The 19936-nt window shown below is 72.2% G+C and carries 14 protein-coding genes; 5 read left to right on the forward strand and 9 right to left on the reverse strand.

Annotation, left to right across the window (positions count from 1 at the left end):
* Nucleotides 1-10: 10 nt before the first annotated feature.
* The gene (locus G3I60_RS23035; protein WP_138355174.1) at nucleotides 11-4420 is read right to left on the reverse strand and encodes an FtsK/SpoIIIE domain-containing protein; all 4410 of its coding nucleotides are present in this window, start codon (nucleotides 4418-4420) and stop codon (nucleotides 11-13) included.
* A 277-nt stretch (nucleotides 4421-4697) separates the two neighbouring features.
* On the opposite strand from G3I60_RS23035, the gene G3I60_RS23040 reads away from it, so the two are divergent.
* The 4 genes from G3I60_RS23040 (at nucleotide 4698) to G3I60_RS23055 (ending at nucleotide 7708) form a co-directional block, all read left to right on the forward strand.
* Entirely contained in the window at nucleotides 4698-4943 is a 246-nt protein-coding gene (locus G3I60_RS23040) for a hypothetical protein (protein ID WP_232484684.1), read from the forward strand.
* 20 nt (nucleotides 4944-4963) lie between these two features.
* Complete coding sequence (locus G3I60_RS23045) at nucleotides 4964-5617, forward strand: hypothetical protein (RefSeq protein WP_138355203.1); 654 nt, start codon at nucleotides 4964-4966, stop codon at nucleotides 5615-5617.
* A gap of 86 nt (nucleotides 5618-5703) precedes the next feature.
* Nucleotides 5704-6000 (forward strand): WXG100 family type VII secretion target, encoded by a 297-nt coding sequence (locus G3I60_RS23050; RefSeq protein ID WP_138355176.1) that lies wholly within the window; start codon nucleotides 5704-5706, stop codon nucleotides 5998-6000.
* Between the two features lie 97 nt (nucleotides 6001-6097).
* Complete coding sequence (locus G3I60_RS23055) at nucleotides 6098-7708, forward strand: serine/threonine-protein kinase (RefSeq protein ID WP_164296535.1); 1611 nt, start codon at nucleotides 6098-6100, stop codon at nucleotides 7706-7708.
* Nucleotides 7709-7736: 28 nt separating this feature from the next.
* Here G3I60_RS23055 and G3I60_RS23060 read toward each other — a convergent pair whose 3' ends face one another.
* The 5 genes from G3I60_RS23060 to G3I60_RS23080 all read right to left on the reverse strand — a co-directional run bounded on the left by G3I60_RS23060 (nucleotide 7737) and on the right by G3I60_RS23080 (nucleotide 16065).
* Nucleotides 7737-9263, reverse strand: a complete 1527-nt coding sequence (locus G3I60_RS23060) for a serine/threonine-protein kinase (protein ID WP_164296537.1) — start codon at nucleotides 9261-9263, stop codon at nucleotides 7737-7739.
* A 101-nt stretch (nucleotides 9264-9364) separates the two neighbouring features.
* A complete protein-coding gene (locus G3I60_RS23065; protein ID WP_164296539.1) occupies nucleotides 9365-11644 on the reverse strand; it encodes a transglutaminaseTgpA domain-containing protein in 2280 nt (759 codons plus the stop codon).
* Nucleotides 11641-12843 carry a DUF58 domain-containing protein gene (locus G3I60_RS23070; protein ID WP_164296541.1) on the reverse strand — a complete coding sequence of 401 codons (1203 nt, stop codon included), beginning with the start codon at nucleotides 12841-12843 and terminating at the stop codon, nucleotides 11641-11643. Before G3I60_RS23070 ends, G3I60_RS23065 begins: the two co-directional genes overlap by 4 nt.
* Complete coding sequence (locus G3I60_RS23075) at nucleotides 12843-13835, reverse strand: MoxR family ATPase (protein ID WP_138355181.1); 993 nt, start codon at nucleotides 13833-13835, stop codon at nucleotides 12843-12845. The genes G3I60_RS23070 and G3I60_RS23075 overlap by 1 nt, the downstream gene beginning before the upstream one ends.
* Before the next feature lie 40 nt (nucleotides 13836-13875).
* Nucleotides 13876-16065: a fibronectin type III domain-containing protein gene (locus tag G3I60_RS23080; protein WP_164296543.1), complete on the reverse strand. Its 2190-nt coding sequence runs from the start codon at nucleotides 16063-16065 to the stop codon at nucleotides 13876-13878.
* A 304-nt stretch (nucleotides 16066-16369) separates the two neighbouring features.
* Between G3I60_RS23080 and mqnC the strand changes: the two genes are divergently transcribed.
* On the forward strand, nucleotides 16370-17557 hold the full coding sequence (gene mqnC / locus G3I60_RS23085; RefSeq protein ID WP_138355183.1) for a cyclic dehypoxanthinyl futalosine synthase: 1188 nt from the start codon (nucleotides 16370-16372) through the stop codon (nucleotides 17555-17557).
* Nucleotides 17558-17757: 200 nt separating this feature from the next.
* Here the strand turns inward: mqnC and G3I60_RS46860 are convergent, their stop codons facing one another.
* The 3 genes from G3I60_RS46860 to G3I60_RS23100 form a co-directional block, all read right to left on the reverse strand.
* Nucleotides 17758-18273: a response regulator transcription factor gene (locus tag G3I60_RS46860; protein WP_138355185.1), complete on the reverse strand. Its 516-nt coding sequence runs from the start codon at nucleotides 18271-18273 to the stop codon at nucleotides 17758-17760.
* A 53-nt stretch (nucleotides 18274-18326) separates the two neighbouring features.
* Nucleotides 18327-19316, reverse strand: a complete 990-nt coding sequence (locus G3I60_RS23095) for a hypothetical protein (protein ID WP_164296545.1) — start codon at nucleotides 19314-19316, stop codon at nucleotides 18327-18329.
* 108 nt (nucleotides 19317-19424) lie between these two features.
* On the reverse strand, nucleotides 19425-19829 hold the full coding sequence (locus G3I60_RS23100) for a peptidase inhibitor family I36 protein (RefSeq protein ID WP_138355187.1): 405 nt from the start codon (nucleotides 19827-19829) through the stop codon (nucleotides 19425-19427).
* Between the last annotated feature and the right edge of the window lie 107 nt (nucleotides 19830-19936).

The following is a 19936-nucleotide window of genomic DNA, read 5'->3' on the forward strand; positions in this document are numbered from 1 at the left end:
GCGACCGCTGTTACAGGGCGGTCAGCGGGACCTGGACGGTGCGGACCTCGCCGTCGCCCAGGTGCAGCAGGCCGCGGCCGGGCTGGATGGCCTGGCCGATGGAGCCGCGCTGCAGCCGGACGCCGACCAGGTCGCCGTCCGACATGTTCTGCGGGGACAGGAGAAGGCCGCGGCGGGCCTTCTTCATCTCGACCTGCCAGCCGTTGAAGCCGCCGCAGATGTCGTCCGCGTCGCCCGCGATGACCAGACCGATGTCCTTGCCGGTCGCGTTGCGCACCACGGACTGGAAGACGTCCCCCGCCTCGCAGTTACGCAGCAGCTCCGCATCGTCCACGATGATCACGCCGGGGCCGCTGAAGCGGGCCAGCGCCTCCTGGAGTTCCGCCGTGGTGATCTCGTCGGTGCCGAAGAAGCCCACGACGCCCGGGGCGTGCTTGAGACGGCGCAGCGGTGACTGGCGGCGCGGGGTGGCCAGGATGATCTGGGTACCCGCGGTGAGGAACGAGCGCGTCATCGTCAGCAGCGCGGTGCTGCGCCCGGAGCGGGCCGGGCCCGCGATGACGAAGGCGGGCGTGCCCTCGGCGAGGTTCGGGCCCAGCACGGTCAGCTGGTCGCCGCCGATGGCCGCCATCGACCAGAGCCGGCCGCCGCCGCGCATGGCCTGCATCTCCTGCGGGTCGCGCATCTCCCACGCCTCCTCGAACTCGATCCGGGAGGGCAGCACATCGACCCGGAACGGCCGGCGGGAGCGCGGTACGGCGCTGTCCCGGTCCTTGGCCGCGGCGCCGATGGCGTGCAGGGCCGCGGACTGGGCCTGGCCGCTGGGGTCCTCGGTGAGCAGCGCCACATGGGTCTCGGTGGCGCCCTGCGCGCGGAACGCCCGGCCCGGCGGGATCTTCGCGGGGATCTTGCGCGGGTTGAGGCCGATCAGGGACAGGTCGCCCGAGTCGCTGAGCTGCAGCGCGATCTTGTTCTCGGTGAGGGTGGAGATCCGGCCGAGCAGCAGCGACCGGTCGCCCGTCATGATCACGTGGATACCGACGGACGCGCCCTCGCGCATCAGCTGGAAGATCGTGTCGGTCAGCGAGCCGTTGTTCAGATCGCCGAGCGACGGGGTGAAGCCCTCCCAGCGGTCCAGCAGCAGCACGATGTGCGGCAGCCGGTCCGCCTCGGCGACACCCGTCCGCTGCTCGTTGATGTCGGTGAAGCCGCCCTCGCCGAGCAGCGCCATCCGGCGCTGCACCTCGGCGGCGAGCTTGCCGATCAGCCGGACCGCGCGGTCCGCCTCGTTGGAGCGGACCACGGCGCCGCAGTGCGGCAGCGCGGACAGCGCCAGCAGCGCGCCGTTCCCGCAGTCCAACGCGTACAGGTGCACATCGGCGCAGGAGTTGGAGCGGGCCAGCGAGCCCGCGATGGTGCGCAGCGTCTGCGAGCGGCCCATGCGCGGGGCGCCCGCGATCATCAGGTGACCGAAGGTCGTCAGATCGATGGAGGCGGTGCGCCGCGCCTGCTCGCTCGGCAGGTCGTCGACCGCGTACGGGGCCGGCAGCAGGCCGTCGCGGGAGACGTTGACCGGGGTCTCCAGCTCGTCGATGACCATCCGCTCGGTGAGCGCGGGCAGCCACGGGCTGTGCTGCGGCGGCAGCCCCAGCTGCTCGTTGGCGCCCTGGATGGCTTCGACGAGGACGGCGAGGTCGGTCAGCAGGTCGTCGTCGTTGGTACGGGGACCGGACGGCCGTTCGGGGACCGGGCGGCCGAGGCCGTCCCAGCCGATCTGCACGGTCCACGGCGCGGGCGCCTTGGTGGCGACCTGGCCGGGGCGCCGGCCGCCGACGCGTCCGGACTGGAACGGCAGCAGCGAGGAGGCGCCGAGCCGCACATACGCCCGGCCCGGGGTGGACTTGGCGATGTATCCGGCGTCGGGGGCGTCGATGACGTCGGACGATTCGCTGGCGTCGGTGACGCGCAGCGCGATGCGGAGGTTGGTGTTGGCGCGGATCTCGGGGGAGACCACACCCGAGGGCCGCTGGGTGGCGAGGATGAGGTGGATGCCGAGCGAACGGCCTCGCTGGGCGATGTTGACCAGGCCGGTCACGAAGTCGGGCAGCTCACGGGCCATGGACGCGAACTCGTCGATGACGATGAGCAGCCGGGGCATCGCCGCGAGCCCCGGGTTGGTGCGCATCGCGATGATGTAGTCCTCGAGGTCCTTGGCACCGGCGGCCGCGAGGGTGTGCTCGCGGCGGCGCAGCTCGGCGCCGAGCGACTCCAGGGCCCGTTCCACCAGGTGCGTGTCGAGGTCGGTGACCATACCGACGGTGTGCGGCAGCTTCACGCAGTCCTTGAAGGCCGCGCCGCCCTTGTAGTCGACGAGGACGAACGTCATCGCGTCCGGCCGGTTGGCGACCGCCAGCGACGCCACGATGGTCTGCAGCAGCTCGGACTTGCCGGAACCGGTGGTGCCGGCGACCAGGCCGTGCGGCCCGTCGCGGACCAGGTCGATGGCGAACGCGCCGTCGAAGGACGAGCCGACCACGGCCTGGGTGGAGCGGCCGCCCATGCTCCAGCGGGCGGCGATGCCGCCGACGGTGGGCGGCTCCATCTCGATCACATCGAGCAGCCGGCAGGAGTCCGGCAGGGCCGCGCCCTCGTCACCGCTGACGTCGCGGATCGGGGCCATCGCGCGGGCCATCTGCTCGCCCCACGCGGCGGTCACACAGTCGGGCCGCACCCCGGAGACCGGCTCGACGCCGGCCATCGAGACCTGCAGCAGCCCGTAGTAGTCCTCCTCGACGAGCGCACGGCACTCCTCGGGGAGCAGCCGGCGGTCGGCGTCGAGGCAGATGAGGTGGATGCCGACGCGGGGGCCGTCGCGCAGCACCTGGGTGAGGCCGGGCAGTGCGCGCAGCCGCCGGGAGCCGTCGAGGACGACGAGGATCGTGGGGCCGCCCCAGGCCTGGTTGGGCTGGGAGCCGGCCTCGCGGGCCGCGTCCTGGCGGGAGGTGACCTGGGCGAGCAGTTCGCTGATCCGGCGGGCGACGCTGTCGGCGTCGGTGCCGATCAGGGCCAGTGCGGACTGTCCCTCGCGGGCCCTGGCGTGCGGCAGCCAGCGCACCCACTCCCAGCCCTCGCGGCCGCTGGGGTCGGTGAGCACGCAGATCTGCAGATCGGCGGGGGAGTGCAGGGCGGCGGCCTGGGCCACCAGCCAGCGGCCGATGGCGCGCGGCAGTTCACCGCGGCCCGCGACGCCGAGCACACCGTGCTGCTGCATGGGGACGGTCACCGGAACGTCGGACAGCTTCCGGGCCTCGTTGCGCTTGTGCTCCTCCTGGGCCGGGTCCGAGACCTGGACCTCGGTGGGGAGGGTGCCGGTGCCGACGCGCAGCATCCCGTAGTCCGGGTCGGAGCGCCGCCGTTCCCACAGCCGCTGGCTCGGCCCGGTCGCGGCGACCAGCACCTCGGCCGGGTCCGGGGCCTGGGTGCGGCGGGCGGCGGTGTCGGCGGCCATGGCCTTGCGGGCCTGCCGCTCGATCGACTCCTTGTGCGTCTCGTAGTCGGCGTTGGTCTGGCGGAACGACTTCTTGCCGTGCTTCTTGTCGTTCATGTAGTTGCCGACCATGGCGACCGGGCTGAGCACCGCCATGAAGAGGAAGCGCGGCTGGTGCATCATCATCGCCATGAGCACCGCGCCGAACAGCGGCACGATCGCCATCAGCCAGGGCATGGGCCGGTTCTCGGACTGCTTGGGCTTGCTCGGCAGCTGGAAGTTGGTCGGCCGCGGCGGCGGGGTGATGCGCGGCGGCCGGTTGTAGTCGAGGCCGGTGCCGTCCTCGGAGGGCTTGAGCGCGGTGTCGGGGAAGCTCGGCAGGCTCAGTTCCAGCAAGGTCTGTCCGGCGGCGACGACGCTGCGCGGCCGCCAGGGGCTCGCGTCGGTGAGCGGCTTGCCGTCGATGGTGGCGGAGCTGCCGAAGGACGGGTGGACGGTGACCGTCCCGTCGACCGCGACGTCCACCTCCACCGCGGAGTGCGGCAGCGCCGGGTCGTTGAGCCGGATCCACGCGTCGGGCCCGCTGCCGACGACCGCGACGCCGGGACCGAGCCGGTGCACGCCGCCCGCGTCGGGACCGCCCACGATCCGTACTTCCACCGTGCCCTGGGCGTCGGGCGCCGGGCAGGCGTCGGGCGCGGCGACGCTGACCACCGCGCCGTCACGCACCGGCGAGGCGTCCAGGCTCAGCTCGGGGTCGATCTGGAAGCCGTTGATGTGCAGGGCGGGCGGGCCCTGTCCGTCGTCCGGACGTCCGAGCAGCCGGCCGATCTCCGCCGCGAGCGCGCCGACGGGCGCCGCGGGGTCGGCGTCGACCAGCATGTCCGCACGGTCGTCACGGACCGGGTCGATCACGCTGAGCTGGAGTTCCACTGCCGTCCCCCTGCACCACTGAGCACCACTGGTATTTGCTGTTGACCATCATGCAACAGGTGCCCGACAACGCACCGGCCGCATCGGCCGGAACCGGGCCGCCGCCAGGAGGTGTCCTGACGGTAGGTGGGTCAAGAGTGAGAGAATTGACGGGCATTGGACGCGGAAGCCGCGTGCGGCGGGCGGCAGCAGAACCGACGGGGGAAGTATGGGTAGTCCTGACCGATTGAAGGTGGATCTCGGCGGTTTGGAGGATTTTGCCTCCAACCTCGATGCCGTGCGGACCACGATGAACGGCACACGCAAGCTCTTCGAGTCCTACGAGGCGAAGCTCGGCTCCGGGAAGGTCGCGGACGCGCTGGACAGCTTCGAGCACAACTGGAAGGACGGCCGGAAGGAGATCGACGGGCACCTGGAGGGGCTGGCCAAGATGGCCAACACCGCGGTGCGCGAGATCCGGAAGGCCGACAAGCAACTCGCCGACGACCTGGCGAAAGCGGCAAAGGGTGAGGGCGGCAAGTAGTGAGTGCAACTCCGCGGGTGATGCCGGTCGAGCGGGAGGGCTTCTCGCTCACCGTGCCGATGACATGGTGGGAGTTCGACCTGCACCCGGCCAGCCGGGACGAGAGCGTCCGCAAGCTGATGGCGCAGCGCGTGCAGGAGAACCCGGCGATCGGCGAGCACCGTGACGTGCTCGCCAAGTTCCTGCGCAGGGCGGCGCGTGAGGCGTACGACAGCGGGGCGGTGTACATCGGCTGCATGGCGCAGAACTTCGGCGGGATACCGCTGACCGCGTCCGTCACCGTGTCGCTGGTGGGGGCCCGGACGCCCGAAGGGCAGCTGCTGGCCACGGATCCCGCGTCGATCGTCGCGGGACTGCGGGAGAAGCCGGCCCGGCGCGAGGGGGACGCGTGGCGGAAGGTGACGACGGTGGAGATCCCGGAGACCGGAGCCGCCGCCCGTACGTACGGGATCGAGGACATCGAGATCCCCGGCGACAGCAAAACCGTACGCACGGTGCTGATGCAGACATTCATCCCGCTGCCGGGCGGCGGGGACCGGGTCGCGCTGGTCGCCTGCAGCAGTCCGGTGCTCGATCTCGCGGACTCGTTCTTCGACGTATTCGACGCTGTGACCTCGACGTTCCGCTACCGGGAACCGCAGGCTGCACCCGCGCCGTCCTCACCCGTAAGCTGAGGCTTCCGCAGACCATCACATCAATCTGCGACTCAAAGGCCACGGGGGTCGGCCCTGCGGCAAGGCCAATGGAAGGTATTTCCTCTATGTCTAATGTGAACGTTACATACCAGGACATGCGTGACGCGGCCAGCAAGCTCAAGACGGGCCAGGCCGAGATCACCGAGAAGCTGAACACGCTGCACAAGTTTGTTCAGGGCCTGGTGAACGGCGGCTATGTGACCGACCGTTCCTCGAAGCAGTTCGACCAGTCGTACACCGAGTTCAACACCGGTGCGACCAAGACCATCGAGGGTCTTGAGGGCATGGGCAAGTTCCTCGAGAGTGCCGCGCAGGCGTTCCAGTCCGCGGACGAGGAGCTCGCCAAGGGCCTCGGCCACTGATCGAGCGGCAACGGATGCGCCGCAGCGGATCACCGCTGCGGCGCATCGTGCGTCACGGGCGCCGCCCGGGGGCACACTCCGCTCAGAGGAGGCTCTGATGCAGCCGTTGGCTACGACAGATCCGTCGTCGATCGGCCCGTACCGTCTGCTCGGACGGCTCGGAGCGGGTGGGATGGGCCGGGTCTATCTCGGCCGCAGCCCCGGCGGGCGCACGGTCGCGGTGAAAGTGGTCCGTTCCGAGCTCGCCGAGGACACCGAGTTCCGCACCCGCTTCCGCCGTGAGGTGGACGCCGCCCGGCTGGTGGGCGCGGCCTGGAGCGCTCCGGTGCTCGACGCGGACACCGAGTCGCCGGTGCCGTGGATCGCCACCGGCTACATCGCGGGACCCACCCTCGCCGACGCCGTCACCGAGTTCGGGCCGCTGCCGCCGAGCGGAGTGCGGACGCTGGGCGCCGGGCTCGCCGAGGCGCTGGACGCGGTGCACCGGCTCGGCCTGCTGCACCGTGACATCAAACCGTCCAACGTGATGCTTTCGCTCGACGGTCCGGTACTCATCGACTTCGGTGTCGCGCGCGCCATGGACGCCTCCGGCGCGTCCGTCACCGGCAGCGGGGTGGTCGTCGGCTCGCCGGGCTACATGTCGCCCGAGCAGGTGCTCGCCCGGCCGCTCGGCGCGGCATCCGACATCTTCGCGCTCGGCGCCGTGCTCGCCTTCGCGGCGACCGGACACGGCCCGTTCAGCGGGGACAGCGCCGCCTCACTGCTCTACAAGGTCGCCCACGAGGAACCGGAACTCGACGGTGTGCCCGACGAGTTGCGCGACGTGGTGGAGTCCTGCCTCGCCAAGGCCCCGGCCGTCCGCCCCACTCCCGCCCAGCTCGCGGCCCGGCTGTCGCCCGACGGGGCCGCCGCGCTGGTGCGCCAGGGCTGGCTCTCCCGGCCACTGATGGCGCAGCTCGGCCGTCATGCGGTCGAACTGCTGGACCTGGAGGCGGCTCCGCTGTCGGCCCGCTCCGAGGTGACGCCCGCGGGCGCGCACCTCGGGTCGGCCTACGGCTCGTTCGGCCCGCCGCGCGCGCCCTCGCACTCCTTCGGCATGGAGGCGTCGGGGCCGCGCGACGCGGTACCGGGCGCCCCGGCCCCCGGTGCGCGCTCCGCGCCGGAACCTTCCGTACGCCGCGGGCGCCGCCGGCTGCTGGCCGCGGTGGCCGTGCTGCTGGTCGCCGTCGTCGCCGCGACCGTGGTGGTCCTGCTGCGGCCGGAGGACAAGCCGGGCGGCGCCACCGGCGCCACCGGCGGCGGGCCGGGGAGCAGTACGCCGTCCAGTGACGCGAACACCGGCGCGGTCACCGGATCCGTGCCCGCCGCGTTCATCGGCACCTGGCAAGGCAACACCGTCTCCACCAACGGCGTCCCCAACGGGGTCCTGACGGTCACCGTCAAGGCGGGACGCATCGGCGAGAACGTCGGTGACAGCACTGTGGACCTGCTGGGCGTCCTCAACTGCGGAGGCACCTGGAAGCTGGTGTCCGCGACGACCAAGGTGCTGGTCTTCGACTCGACGGCCGGTGATCCGGGCGCGACGAGCGGCTGTTCCAAGGGCGCCACGGCGGAACGGCTGACCCTCAAGGACCCCACGACGCTGACCTACACCACCAACGACGCGGGGGCCGGCCGGCCCAGCGGCGACCTGAAGAAGATCAAATAGCCGCCGATGGCGCAGGGCCGGACGGTCCTCAGCCGGTCGTCCTGCAGAGCTCCTTGGACGGCGCGAACTGGAACTTCCCGTCCACCGAGATCACCGCGTTGACGGTGTAGCAGGTGTCGGCCGTCACCGACCCGGCCGTGAACACCACCGCGGGCTCATTGCCGTTCGGCGTCTTCTGCAGCGGCTCGCCGCCACCGGGCACCACGGCCCGCACGACATAGCCGGCGACCTGCGCGGCCTGCTTCGGCGGCTTCCACGTGATCTGCACATTTCCGTTGGCCTTCACGGCCTGGACGTTCAGTGGCATCAGACCCGCCAGCTTGTCCGACGGCACCTGCACCGGGGCGGCGCTCGACGTCGGGCCGGGAGCCGTGGAAGCGCTGGAGGAAGCTTTCGGCTCGGGCTTCGAGCCGCGGTCGCGCAGCACCAGCGTGGCCGCGGTCCCCGCCGCGGCGAACACCACCAGCGCGGTGGTCGCCGCGATCAGCCGCTTGCGCGACTGCCGCTTGGCCTCGTCCTGCGCCCGCGCGCCCGCCTGTTCGACGGCCGCCTGCTCCTCCGGCGTCAGATCGTCCGCCGGGTCCCAGCCCGGCAGCGGCGATTCCATCGCCGGTTCCGGCTCCAGCGCGGGCACCTTCGTCGCGGACGACGGCGACAGCAGCGACCGCAGGGAGCGGTGCACCTCCGTCAGCGGCGGGCGCCCTTCCGGGTTCGCCGACATCATCCTGCGGACGAGGATCAGCAGCGGGTCCGGTATGTCGTGGCGGTGGGCGGGGTACGGCAGTTCGCCGCGCAGCACCTCCGCGTAGAGCGCGGACCACGAGGTGCGGCCCGCGTCCGCGTACGCCGGTTCGCCGTTGAGCAGCGCGTAGAGCGTCGCGCCGAGGGAGTACACATCGGCCGCCGGGCCCGGCTTCTCCCAGCCGAAGAGCTCGCGCGGCACGAACATCGGGTCGAAGACCGCGCCCAGTTGCGGCGCGGAGCGCTGCAGGACGCGCGCGAGACCGTGGTCCGCGAGCAGCGCGTCACCGTTCTCGTCGAAGAGGATGTTCGCCGGGCGGACGTCCAGGTGCAGCACCCCGCGGCGGTGCGCGGAGTGCAGGGCCAGCGCCAGGCGGGTGCCGATGACGATCGTCTCGTCGACGGGGAACGGCCCGGAGTTGGCGAGCTTCGCCTGCGCGTTGCCGCCGCGGCAGAACTGCTCCACCAGGTACGGGCGGTGGTCGGCGGTGAAGCCGGCGTCCTCGACCGTCACCGAGCAGGGGTGCCGCGCGGCGGCGCCCGCCGACAGGAGTTCGGAGTGCGCGGCCAGCCGGGTGCTCTCGTCGTCGACCGTGACGGCGAGCAGCTTGACGGCCACCTCGGCGCCGGTCGCCTCCTCGGCGCACAGCAGAACGGAACTGTGGCGGCCGGTGCCCGCCTGCCGGAGCAGCTTGTAACCCGGCGGGAGACGGTATCCGTCCGCCGACGTCTGCTGGGGTACGGCGACGGAACCCTCGTCACTCTCCGGGTTCTCCGTCGCGCCCTGGCCGCGCCTTCCCGGCGTCCGGTCCACCGTTGTCCTCCCGTGCCTCACCCGTTTCACGACAACCTACCGCCTCCGCCCCTCTGCGGGGTCGGCGCCTGTACCCCCTGCGGCCCGCCGGCCGGAGGCGGTCAGCCCCTCCGCAGCCGCAGGGCACGGCCGATCCGGTCGCGTCTGGGGATGGTGCGGAGCACGACGCGTTCGATGGCGTCGCAGTGCGCCCAGGCGGCGTCGGCCGACGCCGGGTCGGGGGTGCGGCCGGCGTAGCCGACCTCGTTCACCAGGCGGGCGAGATCGGGGAGATGCTCGCCGGCGGCGCCACCCACCCGGGTCGCCCCGAAGGCGGCGACCTCCTCCGCGGTGTGCGCCCCGGTGGCGGGCAGCCCGATCTCGGTGAGCCGGTCGACGATCTGCTGCCAGGCGCCGAGCACCCGCTGCCGTACGTCGGCGGCGCCGCGCCGCCTGGCCCGCCGCCGCCAGGGCAGCCAGGCCGCGTAGAGCAGATAGCCGAGGACGAGCAGCAGGGCGCCGGCCGGGGCGTAGATCCACCAGGGGGTGCCGGCCGCCGGGGCGGCCGTCGGCTGCGGGGTGCCGGCGGCCTTGGGCGGTGCGGACGGCCGCGGCTGGTCGGTGATCTGCTGGTCGACCGTCTTGCGGTCCTTCGTCTGGCCGGCCGGGGCGACCGAGCTGCCGTCCTTCGACGTGGTGCCCGGGGTCGGGTAGAAGGGGACCCAGCCGATGCCCTTGAACTCCACCTCGGGCCAGGCCAGTACGTCCTTGCCCGTCACCTGCCAGGTGTCGTCGCCGGTCTTCGTGCCGGGCCGGAAGCCGACCACCACCCGGGAGGGCAGCCCCAGGGTGCGGGCGAGCACCGCGAACGACGCGGCGAACTGCTCGGACGTGCCGCGCTTGCCGTCGGTGAGGAAGAACTCCAGACCGCGGTAGGTGTGACCGGGGATGGCCCGCGGGTCGAACTGGTAGGACTCACGCAGCCAGTCGGCGAGCTTCACCGCCTGCTCGTAGGGGAACGAGCTGCCCTCGGTTGCCTTCGCGGCGATCTTCGTGAAGGACGCGACGGACGGGATCGGCTGGTCGGCCGCGTCCGTGCGCGGGAGTTCGACGAGCGCCGGGTCGTCGGCGGCCGGCGCGTACTGCAGCCGCTGCACGTCGTAGACCGGCAGCTGGGACACGGCCGTGTAGCTGAAGCCGCTGGGTGCCGTCCGGTCGGTGGCCAGTACACCGGCGGCCGGGTCCACCGACAGGTCGGTGTGGTCCGGCAGCGTCACCGCCGACGGCCGGTCGGCGGCGGGCAGCCAGATACCGGGCAGCGACTGGACGGTGAAGCGCTGGGTGACTTCCTGCCGCTTGCCAGGATCGACGCCGTGTTCCGCGGGGACCCGGCCGCCGGTGCGCGCCAGCTTGGCGGTGCTGGACCACGTGGTGCCGTTGTACGCGTCCAGCACGGCCAGCCGGTAGTTGCTCTCGGCGGTGGAGCGGACGGTGAAGACCTTGGCGTCGCCGCTGCGCATCAGCGCCGCGACCTGGTCCAGCGGACTGATGGACTCCGGACGGACGGTGGGCGGGGTGATCGCGTCCCGCGGGTCGTACGAGGCGCCCATCCCCGGGAAGCCGGTCCCGGCCAGCGCGGCGATGAGGGTGAGGCCGAGGACGACCGGCAGCCCGAGCGCCAGCCCGCGGACGGACAGGCTCACCCGCGACCGGACCAGCGCCAGCAGCGCGGTGAGCGCGGCCAGCGCGGCGACCACCGGGTAGTTGGACCCCGGGCCGTCCACGCCGAGCACCAGCGGGAAGCCGAAGGCGAGCACCGCGGGCAGCGCCGGGAGCAGCGGGGTGCGGGTGCGCAGCGCCAGTTCGGCGGAGGCGAACGCGGCGAGCCACAGCACCGCGTGCGGCAGCACCAGCAGCCGCGCCCCACCGGGGACCGGAAGGATGGTGGTCAGGACGGCGTGCGGGGCGTCGAGCAGCGCGGGCCAGATGGCGCGCGGCCCGCCGTCCCGGAACATCGTCAGCCAGACCGTGCCGGTCCAGGCGGCGACCGTCAGCACGACGGACGGCCAGAGCGGACCGGTGCGGCCCTTGCGGGACAGGGCGCCCGACAGCAGCGCGGACAGGGCGATCGGCGCGAGAACGGACACCGCGAGCACCGGCAGCAGGTCGCGGGTGCTGAACACCCGGTGCCAGCCCAGGCCGGAGGCGGCGAGCAGCGCGGCGACCGGCAGCAGCGACCACAGGCGGCGGGCGCGCCCGAGGCCGTCGCCGCGGGTCGCGACCGGGGTCTTCGGACGGTCGGTGCTCGGCCCGGTGGGCGCGGGCGCGGCCCAGTCCCAGTTCGGGCCGCCGCCCTGCGGCGGCAGCGGCGCGGTACGTGCGGGACGTGTGGTGGCGCTCAACGGACGGCCTCCCAGCGCCAGCCGGCCAGCAGCGCGTCCAGGGACGCGATGTGCAGTTGCGGTACGTCGACGGTGGCGCTCGACACGCCCTGCGCGTCGGGCGCGGTCCTGTCCTCACCGGCGCGCAGCATCGTCACCCGGTCGAAGCGCCGCCGGACCCGGCCGAGCGCCGTCAGCCCGTCGGTGTCTCCGGTGCCGGTGACGACGACGAGCGAGCCGCCGCCCCGGTGGTGCTCCAGCCCGTCGAAGGCGGACGCCGCCGACGTCCGGTCGGAGCGGCCGATGAGCGCGAGCCGGTCGAGGAGCGCGTCGGCGTCGTTGCCGGAACCGTCGGTGTGCAGGATCGGGCCCGCCTCGCTGAGCACGTGCACCGGGAAGTTGGAGCGGGCGGCGGCGTACGCGATGGACGCGGCCGCGTCGACGGCCAGCTCGAAGTCGTCGTCGGAGACGTACGCGCCGGGCCGGGTGTCCAGCACCAGCGTGGTGTGCGGCAGCGACACGTCGACCATCTGCCGCACCATGAGCGTGCCGGTGCGGGCGGTGGACCGCCAGTGCACCCGGCGCAGATCGTCGCCGAGCACGTATTCGCGCAGCGCGTGGAAGGTCAGCGACCCGTCGTCGGCGGTGTCCGAGGTCGGGCCCTCGACATGGTGCGCCTTGCCGGACGGCAGCACCGGCAGCAGACAGATGCGCGGTCGGACGACGAGGGTGTCGGCGGCGCCGTAGGACCGGATCCGGCGCGCGAGACCGAGCGGGTCGGTGCGCTCCAGCCGCAGCGGGCCGACGGTGATCCTGCCCCGCCGGGCGGTCGGCAGCGCGTAGTGCAGCTCCTGCGAGCCGCCCGCGCGCAGCACCGGCACGTCCATGGTGAGCGGCTGGTCGCCGCACAGGTCGGTGGCGCGCAGCCCGCGCCGGGTGCGGGTGCCGGTGTTGGTGAGGGTGACGATGCCGTCCGCCGGGTCGCCCCGGCCGACCTTGCGCGGCGCGATCCGGCGGTCCGCGGCCAGTTGCGGCCTCGGCACCGTCCAGATCACGGCCGTGACGACCGCGGCCAGGCAGGTCAGCCCGAGCGCCGCGGCCTCTCCGTACCCGTACCCGTAGCCGGCGCCCAGCAGGGCGGCACCGGCCAGCAGCGTGCCCCAGCCGGTGGCGGACAGCGGGCCGGCGCCCGAACGGCGGGTGGCGTCGGCCGCGGGCATCAGATCCGCGCCCCGCCGGCCGCCTGCGGCACCGGCACCGTCGCCAGGACCTCGGCGATGACGTCCGCGCCCGTACGGCCACTCAACTCGGCCTCCGGGGTCAGGATCAGCCGGTGCGCGAGGACGTGCACGGCGAGCGCCTTGACGTCCTCGGGCAGCGCGTAGCCGCGCGACTGGGAGGCGGCCCGCACCCGGATGGCGCGCAGCAGCGCGACGGATCCGCGCGGGGACGCGCCCAGCCGGACGTCGGGCAGCGTCCGGGTCGCCGCGACGACCCGCACGATGTAGTCGTAGAGCTGCTCGGCGACCTGCACCTGCGTCGCGACCTGGATGAACTCCGCGATGTGGTGCGAGGAGGCGATCGTCGAGAGGGAGTCGGGCGAGGTGTTGGCGGCGGAGCCGGTGAGCACCGCGACCTCCGAGGCGTGGTCCGGGTAGCCGACCGTGACGCGCATCAGGAAGCGGTCCAGCTGCGCCTCGGGCAGCGCGTAGGTGCCGCCCATGTCCACGGAGTTCTGCGTGGCGAGCACCATGAAGGGGCGCGGCACCGGGTGGGTCTTGCCGTCGGCGGTGACCCGGCGCTCCTCCATGACCTCCAGCATCGCCGACTGCGTCTTGGGCGAGGCGCGGTTGATCTCGTCACCGAGCACGATGTTCGCGAAGACCGGGCCGGGCAGGAAGTCGAACGTCCCGGTGTTCTGCCGGTAGATCGTCACGCCGGTGATGTCGGACGGCAGCAGGTCCGGGGTGAACTGCACCCGCGCGAAGTTCGCCTCGATCGATGCGGCCAGGCAGCGCGCCAGCGTCGTCTTGCCCGTCCCCGGCACGTCCTCGATGAGCAGGTGCCCCTCCGCGAACAGGCAGGTCAGCGCCAGCTCGACGGTGTCGCGCTTGCCCTTGACGACCCGCTCGATGTTGTCCCCGAGCGCGTGGAAGCACTGGGCGAAGAGCGCGACGGCGTCGTTCTGCTGGTACTGCGGGGGAACGCTCATGACGTGCTCGCACTTCGGTTGTCGGTGGGGGGGAGGGGGGTCACTGGCATTCCCAGACGGCGGAGTTGAAGCGTGAGTCCAGATAGATGTCGGCGACATAGCCGTTTCCGTAGCTGGACGAGATCTTGCCCCAGACGTCGCTGGTGACGTGGTCGTAAGGCTGGGTCTCCGAGCTGCCGGTCGTCCGGCAGTGCACGGTGACGGAGCCCGTGTGGTTCGCCGGGAACTGATTCACCCGGGTGCCGGTCTTGGTGCTCGGGTCGCTGCGGATCGCCAGCGGGTCCGGGTCGTTGCTGTTGTGCGTGATGTTCATCGTCACGTCCGGCGGCGTCAGGTCGATCGTGCCGCTCGTGGACGCGCCCGAGCCCGCCGCGTTGCTGCTGCTCACCGTGACGTCGTACTGCTTGCTGTTCTCCAGGCCGGTGACCGACTGGCTGGTGCTCTGCGTGGACTCGCTGCCGCCGGGCCAGGTCACCTTGTAGGTGACACCGGATCCGCCCGAGGGCGCCTTCCAGCTGACCTTCGCGCCGTGCCCGCCGCCGTTGTTGCTGATCTTGAGGCTCTGCGGGGCGCCGGGGGCGACACAGGGGCGGACCGGGGCCGAGGACTTCGACTCCTTGCTCGCCGCGCCGCCCGCGTACTCCGCGACGACCGTGTAGCTGAACTCCGTGCCGCAGGCGCCGCCGTCGACCTGGAAGGTGAAGGGCCCGTTCGGGCCGACCTCGGACGGCGTCGCCGTCTGGCCGCTGCCCACTCCCTTGAGCAGATAGCGCTTGGGGGTGAGCCCGGAGGCGGGCTGGAACGTCAGCGTGATGGAACCGTCGCCGGACTGGGCCTGCGGGGTGCCGGGGGTCTGCGGTTCCGGGCAGCCCGCTTCCCAGTTGATGGCGCAGTTCTTCGTCGGGGTGGTCGGCGGCGCCTGGGTCGGCGGCGGCGTGGTGGCCGGCGCGTGCGTCGGCGGCCGGGTGTTGCCGCCCTGGCCCTTGCCCGGGCGGGTCGGCTGCTGCGCCTGGTGGGTCGGCCGGGAGGACGGCACGTTGTCCTCGACGGGCTTGTCGTTCTTCTTCCGGGCCGTCGGCACCTTGTCCGTGTACTTGCCGATGGTGTGGACGTCGCCGCCCGCGTTGATGACGGCGGCGGAGCTGTTGTTCTGGTCGTTGACCCACAGCAGGCCGTTGCGGACGAAGAGTTCCAGGTTGCCCGGCTTCTTCGTCACGTTCACCGAGTCCTGGAACGCCGAGGTCGCGGTGTCGTAGACGAGCAGGCTGCCGGTGGTCCCGTCCGGGATGTACACCTTCTTGCCCAGCACCTGCGGCGCGCCCAGCGCGTGCCCCTGGATCGGGACCTTCGCGTTGATGGACTGGCCGCTCGTGACGTCGACGAGCGCGAGCGCGCCGCTGTCGGAGGCGAGGATCGGCACCATCGGGCTGTCGGTCGTGGCGGGCACCAGGATCTTCGCCGGGGCGGAGTCGTTGATCCCGCCCTGCAGGTTGAAGGTCTGCTGGGTGCCGGCGACGGTCAGCACCTTGGTGACGGCGTCCGTCCGGTCGGTCACCACCGGCCGGCCCTGTGCCAGGGTGAGGACCAGGTCGTGGTCCGGGGCGGCGACCTTGACCTCGGCGCTCTTCGCCCCGTTCACGAACGGGACGACGGTGCCCTTGGCGGGCTGCGGAACCCAGAGCGTGCCCTGGGAGTCGACGGCCGCGGTGCCGAGCCCCGGGCCCAGCTGGACCTTGTCCCCGGTCGGGGTCGTCAGCGCCGGGTCGATCCGCTGGACCGTGCCCTTCGCGGCGTCCACGACATAGGCGTACGTGCCGCCGGAGACGAGCTGCAGTCCGCTGGTGCCGTAGTTCGTCGACTGCTCGGCGGTGAGCTGCGAGGGGTCGATCCGGACGACCTTGCCGGTCTTCCGGTCCAGCACGAGGACGGTCCTGCCGTCCTGCGCGATCGTCACGGAGTGGCCGTTCATGCCCGGCAGCTTGACCTTGCCGTCCACATCACCCGTCAGGCCGTTGGCGTGCGAGGCCTCGCCGGAGCCGCTGCTGCCCAGCCAGGCGCCGATGTCCGCGAGCCGCGGGATCGAGCCCGCGGCGCCGACCCCGACCGCGACGGAGGTGGCGATGAGGGCGCCGACCGCGCCGATCGCCAGATAGCCGGTACTGCGGTTACGGGTGGGGCGCATCGTCGCCCACAGGGTGGTGGCGGCGGAGCCCGCTCGCTGTCTCAGCACCGCCCCGCGACCCGGCGCCGGCGCCGCGGCGAGTGTCTCTTCGCTGAGCCTGCGCGGACGCAGTCCCCTCGTCGATCCGGCCCCCGACATATCCAACCCCGTCCCGCACCACAAGCCGTCGTCACCGAGCATTTGCCTTGAGACTGCAGATTATCCGGCCCGCGAGGGCGATGTCCCGGGCGCAGGGCACCCCGTGACAAGCATGTGACGCTCCGGACACCCGGCGGCCCGGCCAGGGGCTTGTCCGACGCCTGGCGTACGCTGAGCTGGTCCGTCTTGTACCCCTTCGGAAGGGACAGCACCGGTGAGCGATTACGCAGCCGTCCTCGATCGCGCCGCCGCCGGCGGCCGCATCACCCCGGAGGAGGCGCTGGACCTGTATCGCTCCGCCCCGCTGCACGCCCTCGGGTCGGCCGCCGACGCCGCGCGCCGCCTCCGGTACGCGGGTACCGAGCACATCGCGACGTACATCATCGAGCGGAACATCAACTACACGAACTCGTGCGTCACCGCGTGCAAGTTCTGCGCGTTCTACGCCGCGCCGCAGAGTGACAAGGTCTGGACGCGCGACATCGCGGACATCCTGCGCCGCTGCGCGGAGACCGTCGAGCTGGGCGGTACCCAGATCATGTTCCAGGGCGGCCACCACCCGGACTACGGCGTCGAGTACTACGAGGAGCACTTCGCCGCGATCAAGAAGGCGTACCCGCAGCTGGTCATCCACTCGCTGGGCGCGTCCGAGATCGAGCACATGTCCCGCATCTCCGGGGTGACGGCCGAGGAAGCGATCCGGCGGATCCACGCCGCGGGTCTCGACTCCTTCGCGGGCGCGGGCGCCGAGCTGCTCCCGGCCCGGCCGCGTACCGCCATCGCGCCGCTCAAGGAGTCGGGCGAGCGCTGGCTGGAGATCATGGAGATCGCGCACAACCTGGGCGTCGAGTCGACGTCCACGATGCTGATGGGCACCGGCGAGACCAACGCCGAGCGCATCGAGCACCTGCGCATGATCCGTGACGTACAGGACCGTACGGGCGGCTTCCGCGCCTTCATCCCGTACACCTACCAGCCGGAGAACAACAAGCTGAAGGGACAGACGCAGGCCACGATCTTCGAGTACCTGCGGCTGATCGCCGTCGCCCGGCTCTTCCTGGACAACGTCGCCCACATCCAGGGCTCCTGGCTCACGGTGGGCAAGGAGGTCGGCCAGCTCTCGCTGCACTACGGGGCGGACGACCTCGGCTCGATCATGCTGGAGGAGAACGTGGTCTCCTCGGCCGGTGCCAAGCACCGCTCGAACCGGATGGAGATCATCCAGCTGATCCGCTCGGCCGGCCGGGTGCCCGCGCAGCGCGCGACCACCTACGAGCACCTCGTCGTGCACGACGACCCGGCGAACGACCCGGTCAACGACCACGCCGTCTCGCACCTGTCGTCGACGGCGATCGAGGGCGGCACGGCGCACCCCGAGCTGAAGCTGCTCGCCGCCAACTGAATGCTCACGATCCACAGCGGAGACAGCGGCACCGGACGGGCGGTCGCCGTCTCCGGCGACCGGATCGTGGCGGTCGGCACGGCCGATGAGCTACGCGTGCAGTTTCCGCAGGCGAGGGTGCGGGAATGGCACGGGGCCCTGGGCCCCGCGCTGGTGCACGCGGCACCGGTACCGGACGCGCCGAGCCCGCGGGAGCGGATTCACGCCCTCTTGCGGCTCGGGGCGACGGCGGTCGTGGACGGGTATCTGACGGATCCCGCCCTGCGGGCCGCCGCCGCCCGCGGCGGTCTGACGCGGGTGCCCGCCGGATCCGTGCCGCCCGCGCTGGTCCCCGGCGGCCGGGCGGACCTGGCGGTGTTCGACGCCGGCGGCGCCTGTGTGGCGACCGTGGTCGGCGGACGGCTCGTGCACCGGCGCGCATGACCGCCGCGGGCGTGGTGCACCAGCGCGATCAGGCTGAGCTGCAGCCGTGAGACACCGCCGAGCTTGAAGCGCAGGCTCGCGACGTGCAGCTTCACCGTACGTTCGGTGATGCCGAGTTCCTCGGCGAGCTCCCGGTTCGAGGCGCCGTCCCGCAGGCTCATCAGCACCTCGTGCTCACGGCCCGTCAGATCGGGGATCAGCCGCAGCCCCGCCAGGACCGCGCTGCCATGAGGGTGGGGATCGTCTCGCAGTCCGGTCCCGCAGACCTCGCACACCGGGCAGAGCAGATGCACGGATTCCCCCCGGAAGCCTGGACTTGAGCAACGGAAGGCTATATCAGCCCGACTCAGCCGGACAGCGAATCGGCCAGGCGCATCCGCGCCTGCTGCTGATCCTTGAAGTTCTTCAGGACTTCCGCGTTCTTCTCGATCAGCACCTTCTGGTACGCGGACTCGACGGCGTACCAGACGTCCACCAGGTTCACCTGCTGCTTGCAGGCGACGTCGGCGGTGGCGGTGGTGACCGCCCGCGCACCCGACAGATCGGTCAGCCCCAGCGCCGCGGGGACCCCCAGCGGCGACGGGACGCGGTAGCCGTGCCCGGCCATGCACGCCGACCAGTCCCGGATCACCCGCACCACCCGGGAGTCCTGCCGTGAGCGCTCGTTGGCCTCGGCGTTGAGGTTCTGCGGGAAGGTGATGTCGACGGCGGCGGCGTCGGGCGCGTAGAGCCTGAGCCCCGATTCGCCCGTGCAGCCCGCGACGGGGATCTTGATGCCGTTGACGACCCCGGTGTTCTTGTCGGAGGTCCGGGCCTTCTCCGCCTCCTCCAGGTTCGCGGGGAGGGACTTGGGGTCCAGATCGGGCGGTCCGTCCAGGACGAGGGACTCATTGGTCCCCCTGGCCGGGCGCGGAGCGCGGACCGGCGCCTGCTGCGGCGGGTCGCCGTAGCCGTACTTGGCGGCCAGGGACGGGCTGGACACGCCGTAGCGGCGGCCGTTCTCACCGTAGACATCCGTGCCGACGGTGGATTCCGGTGCGGTGTAGCGGAAGCCGTAGCGCCGCATGCACTGGTCGATGAGGACGTCCTGGGCCTTCTGCAACTCCTGCCGCTGCTCCGCCGGGACGAGGTAGACGTCCATCGGGAACGTCAGCCCGTTGCTGTCGAGGAGCTGGGGCGGCGCGCCGACCGCCGGCTCCGCCCGGTCCCCGGGCGCACCGGACTTCGCCTCCTCGGAACCCGCGCCGGAAGCGGATCCGCAGCCCGTGAGGCCCGTCAGGAGAACGGCGAGCAGGGCGAGGCGGACGGCGGGGGCGGTGGCACGGCGGCTGGGCATCGGCGGACTCCGGGGGACGCGAGGTGCGGGCGGCGCGGATCGGCGCAGGTCGGCGCACGGGCTCCGCCGCTCCCGCCCGCGGTGCGGACGGAGCGGCGGGACCGCGGATCAGCCGGGGTTGGCGGACGAGATCTTGTTCTTGAAGTTGGTGCTGGCGTTGCTCCACGTGTACGCCGGGATCCACCCGTGCACCCCGGCGCGGTAGGCGTCCGTCCAGACGCTCCACGTCTGCGCGTCCCGGTTCCAGTACGACTCGGTGTTGTCGTTGGGCGAGATGCTGAAGTTGGCGGCGTACCGGTCACCGGCGAAGTTGTTACCCGCGTAGAACAGGTCGAACAGCAGGTTGGTGCGGTTCTGGGCGTAGTAGAGGCCCAGTTCACCCGGCTCCAGGTTGCCGTCCTTGCCCAGCGCGTCGGCCGGTCCCGCGCAGACGAGCGAGGCGGTGCCGAGCGCGGCCAGTGCCAGGGTCGTGGCGAGAGTCCGGCGGAGAGTGGTGCGGTTGACGGGCGTCATGCGGCGTTCCTCCCTGATGCGTGGTGCGTGAAGCCGCGACGGCGGCGCACTATGCGACCAGAGGGAATGTCGTTGTATCTACTGTCCTTTGGGACAGTAGAGCGGCT

Origin of the sequence: Streptomyces sp. SID13666 (assembly GCF_010548325.1) — a bacterium.
Taxonomy (GTDB): Bacteria; Actinomycetota; Actinomycetes; order Streptomycetales; family Streptomycetaceae; genus Actinacidiphila; species Actinacidiphila fildesensis.

What these genes read in the sequence shown, in the direction of transcription:
- G3I60_RS23045 (WP_138355203.1), top strand. Translation starts at nt 4,964, where the DNA reads ATGCCGGTCGAGCGGGAGGGCTTCTCGCTCACCGTGCCGATGACATGG.
- G3I60_RS23050 (WP_138355176.1), top strand. Translation starts at nt 5,704, where the DNA reads ATGTCTAATGTGAACGTTACATACCAGGACATGCGTGACGCGGCCAGC.
- G3I60_RS23055 (WP_164296535.1), top strand. Translation starts at nt 6,098, where the DNA reads ATGCAGCCGTTGGCTACGACAGATCCGTCGTCGATCGGCCCGTACCGT.
- G3I60_RS23070 (WP_164296541.1), bottom strand. Translation starts at nt 12,843, where the DNA reads ATGCCCGCGGCCGACGCCACCCGCCGTTCGGGCGCCGGCCCGCTGTCC.
- G3I60_RS23075 (WP_138355181.1), bottom strand. Translation starts at nt 13,835, where the DNA reads ATGAGCGTTCCCCCGCAGTACCAGCAGAACGACGCCGTCGCGCTCTTC.
- G3I60_RS23095 (WP_164296545.1), bottom strand. Translation starts at nt 19,316, where the DNA reads ATGCCCAGCCGCCGTGCCACCGCCCCCGCCGTCCGCCTCGCCCTGCTC.
- G3I60_RS23100 (WP_138355187.1), bottom strand. Translation starts at nt 19,829, where the DNA reads ATGACGCCCGTCAACCGCACCACTCTCCGCCGGACTCTCGCCACGACC.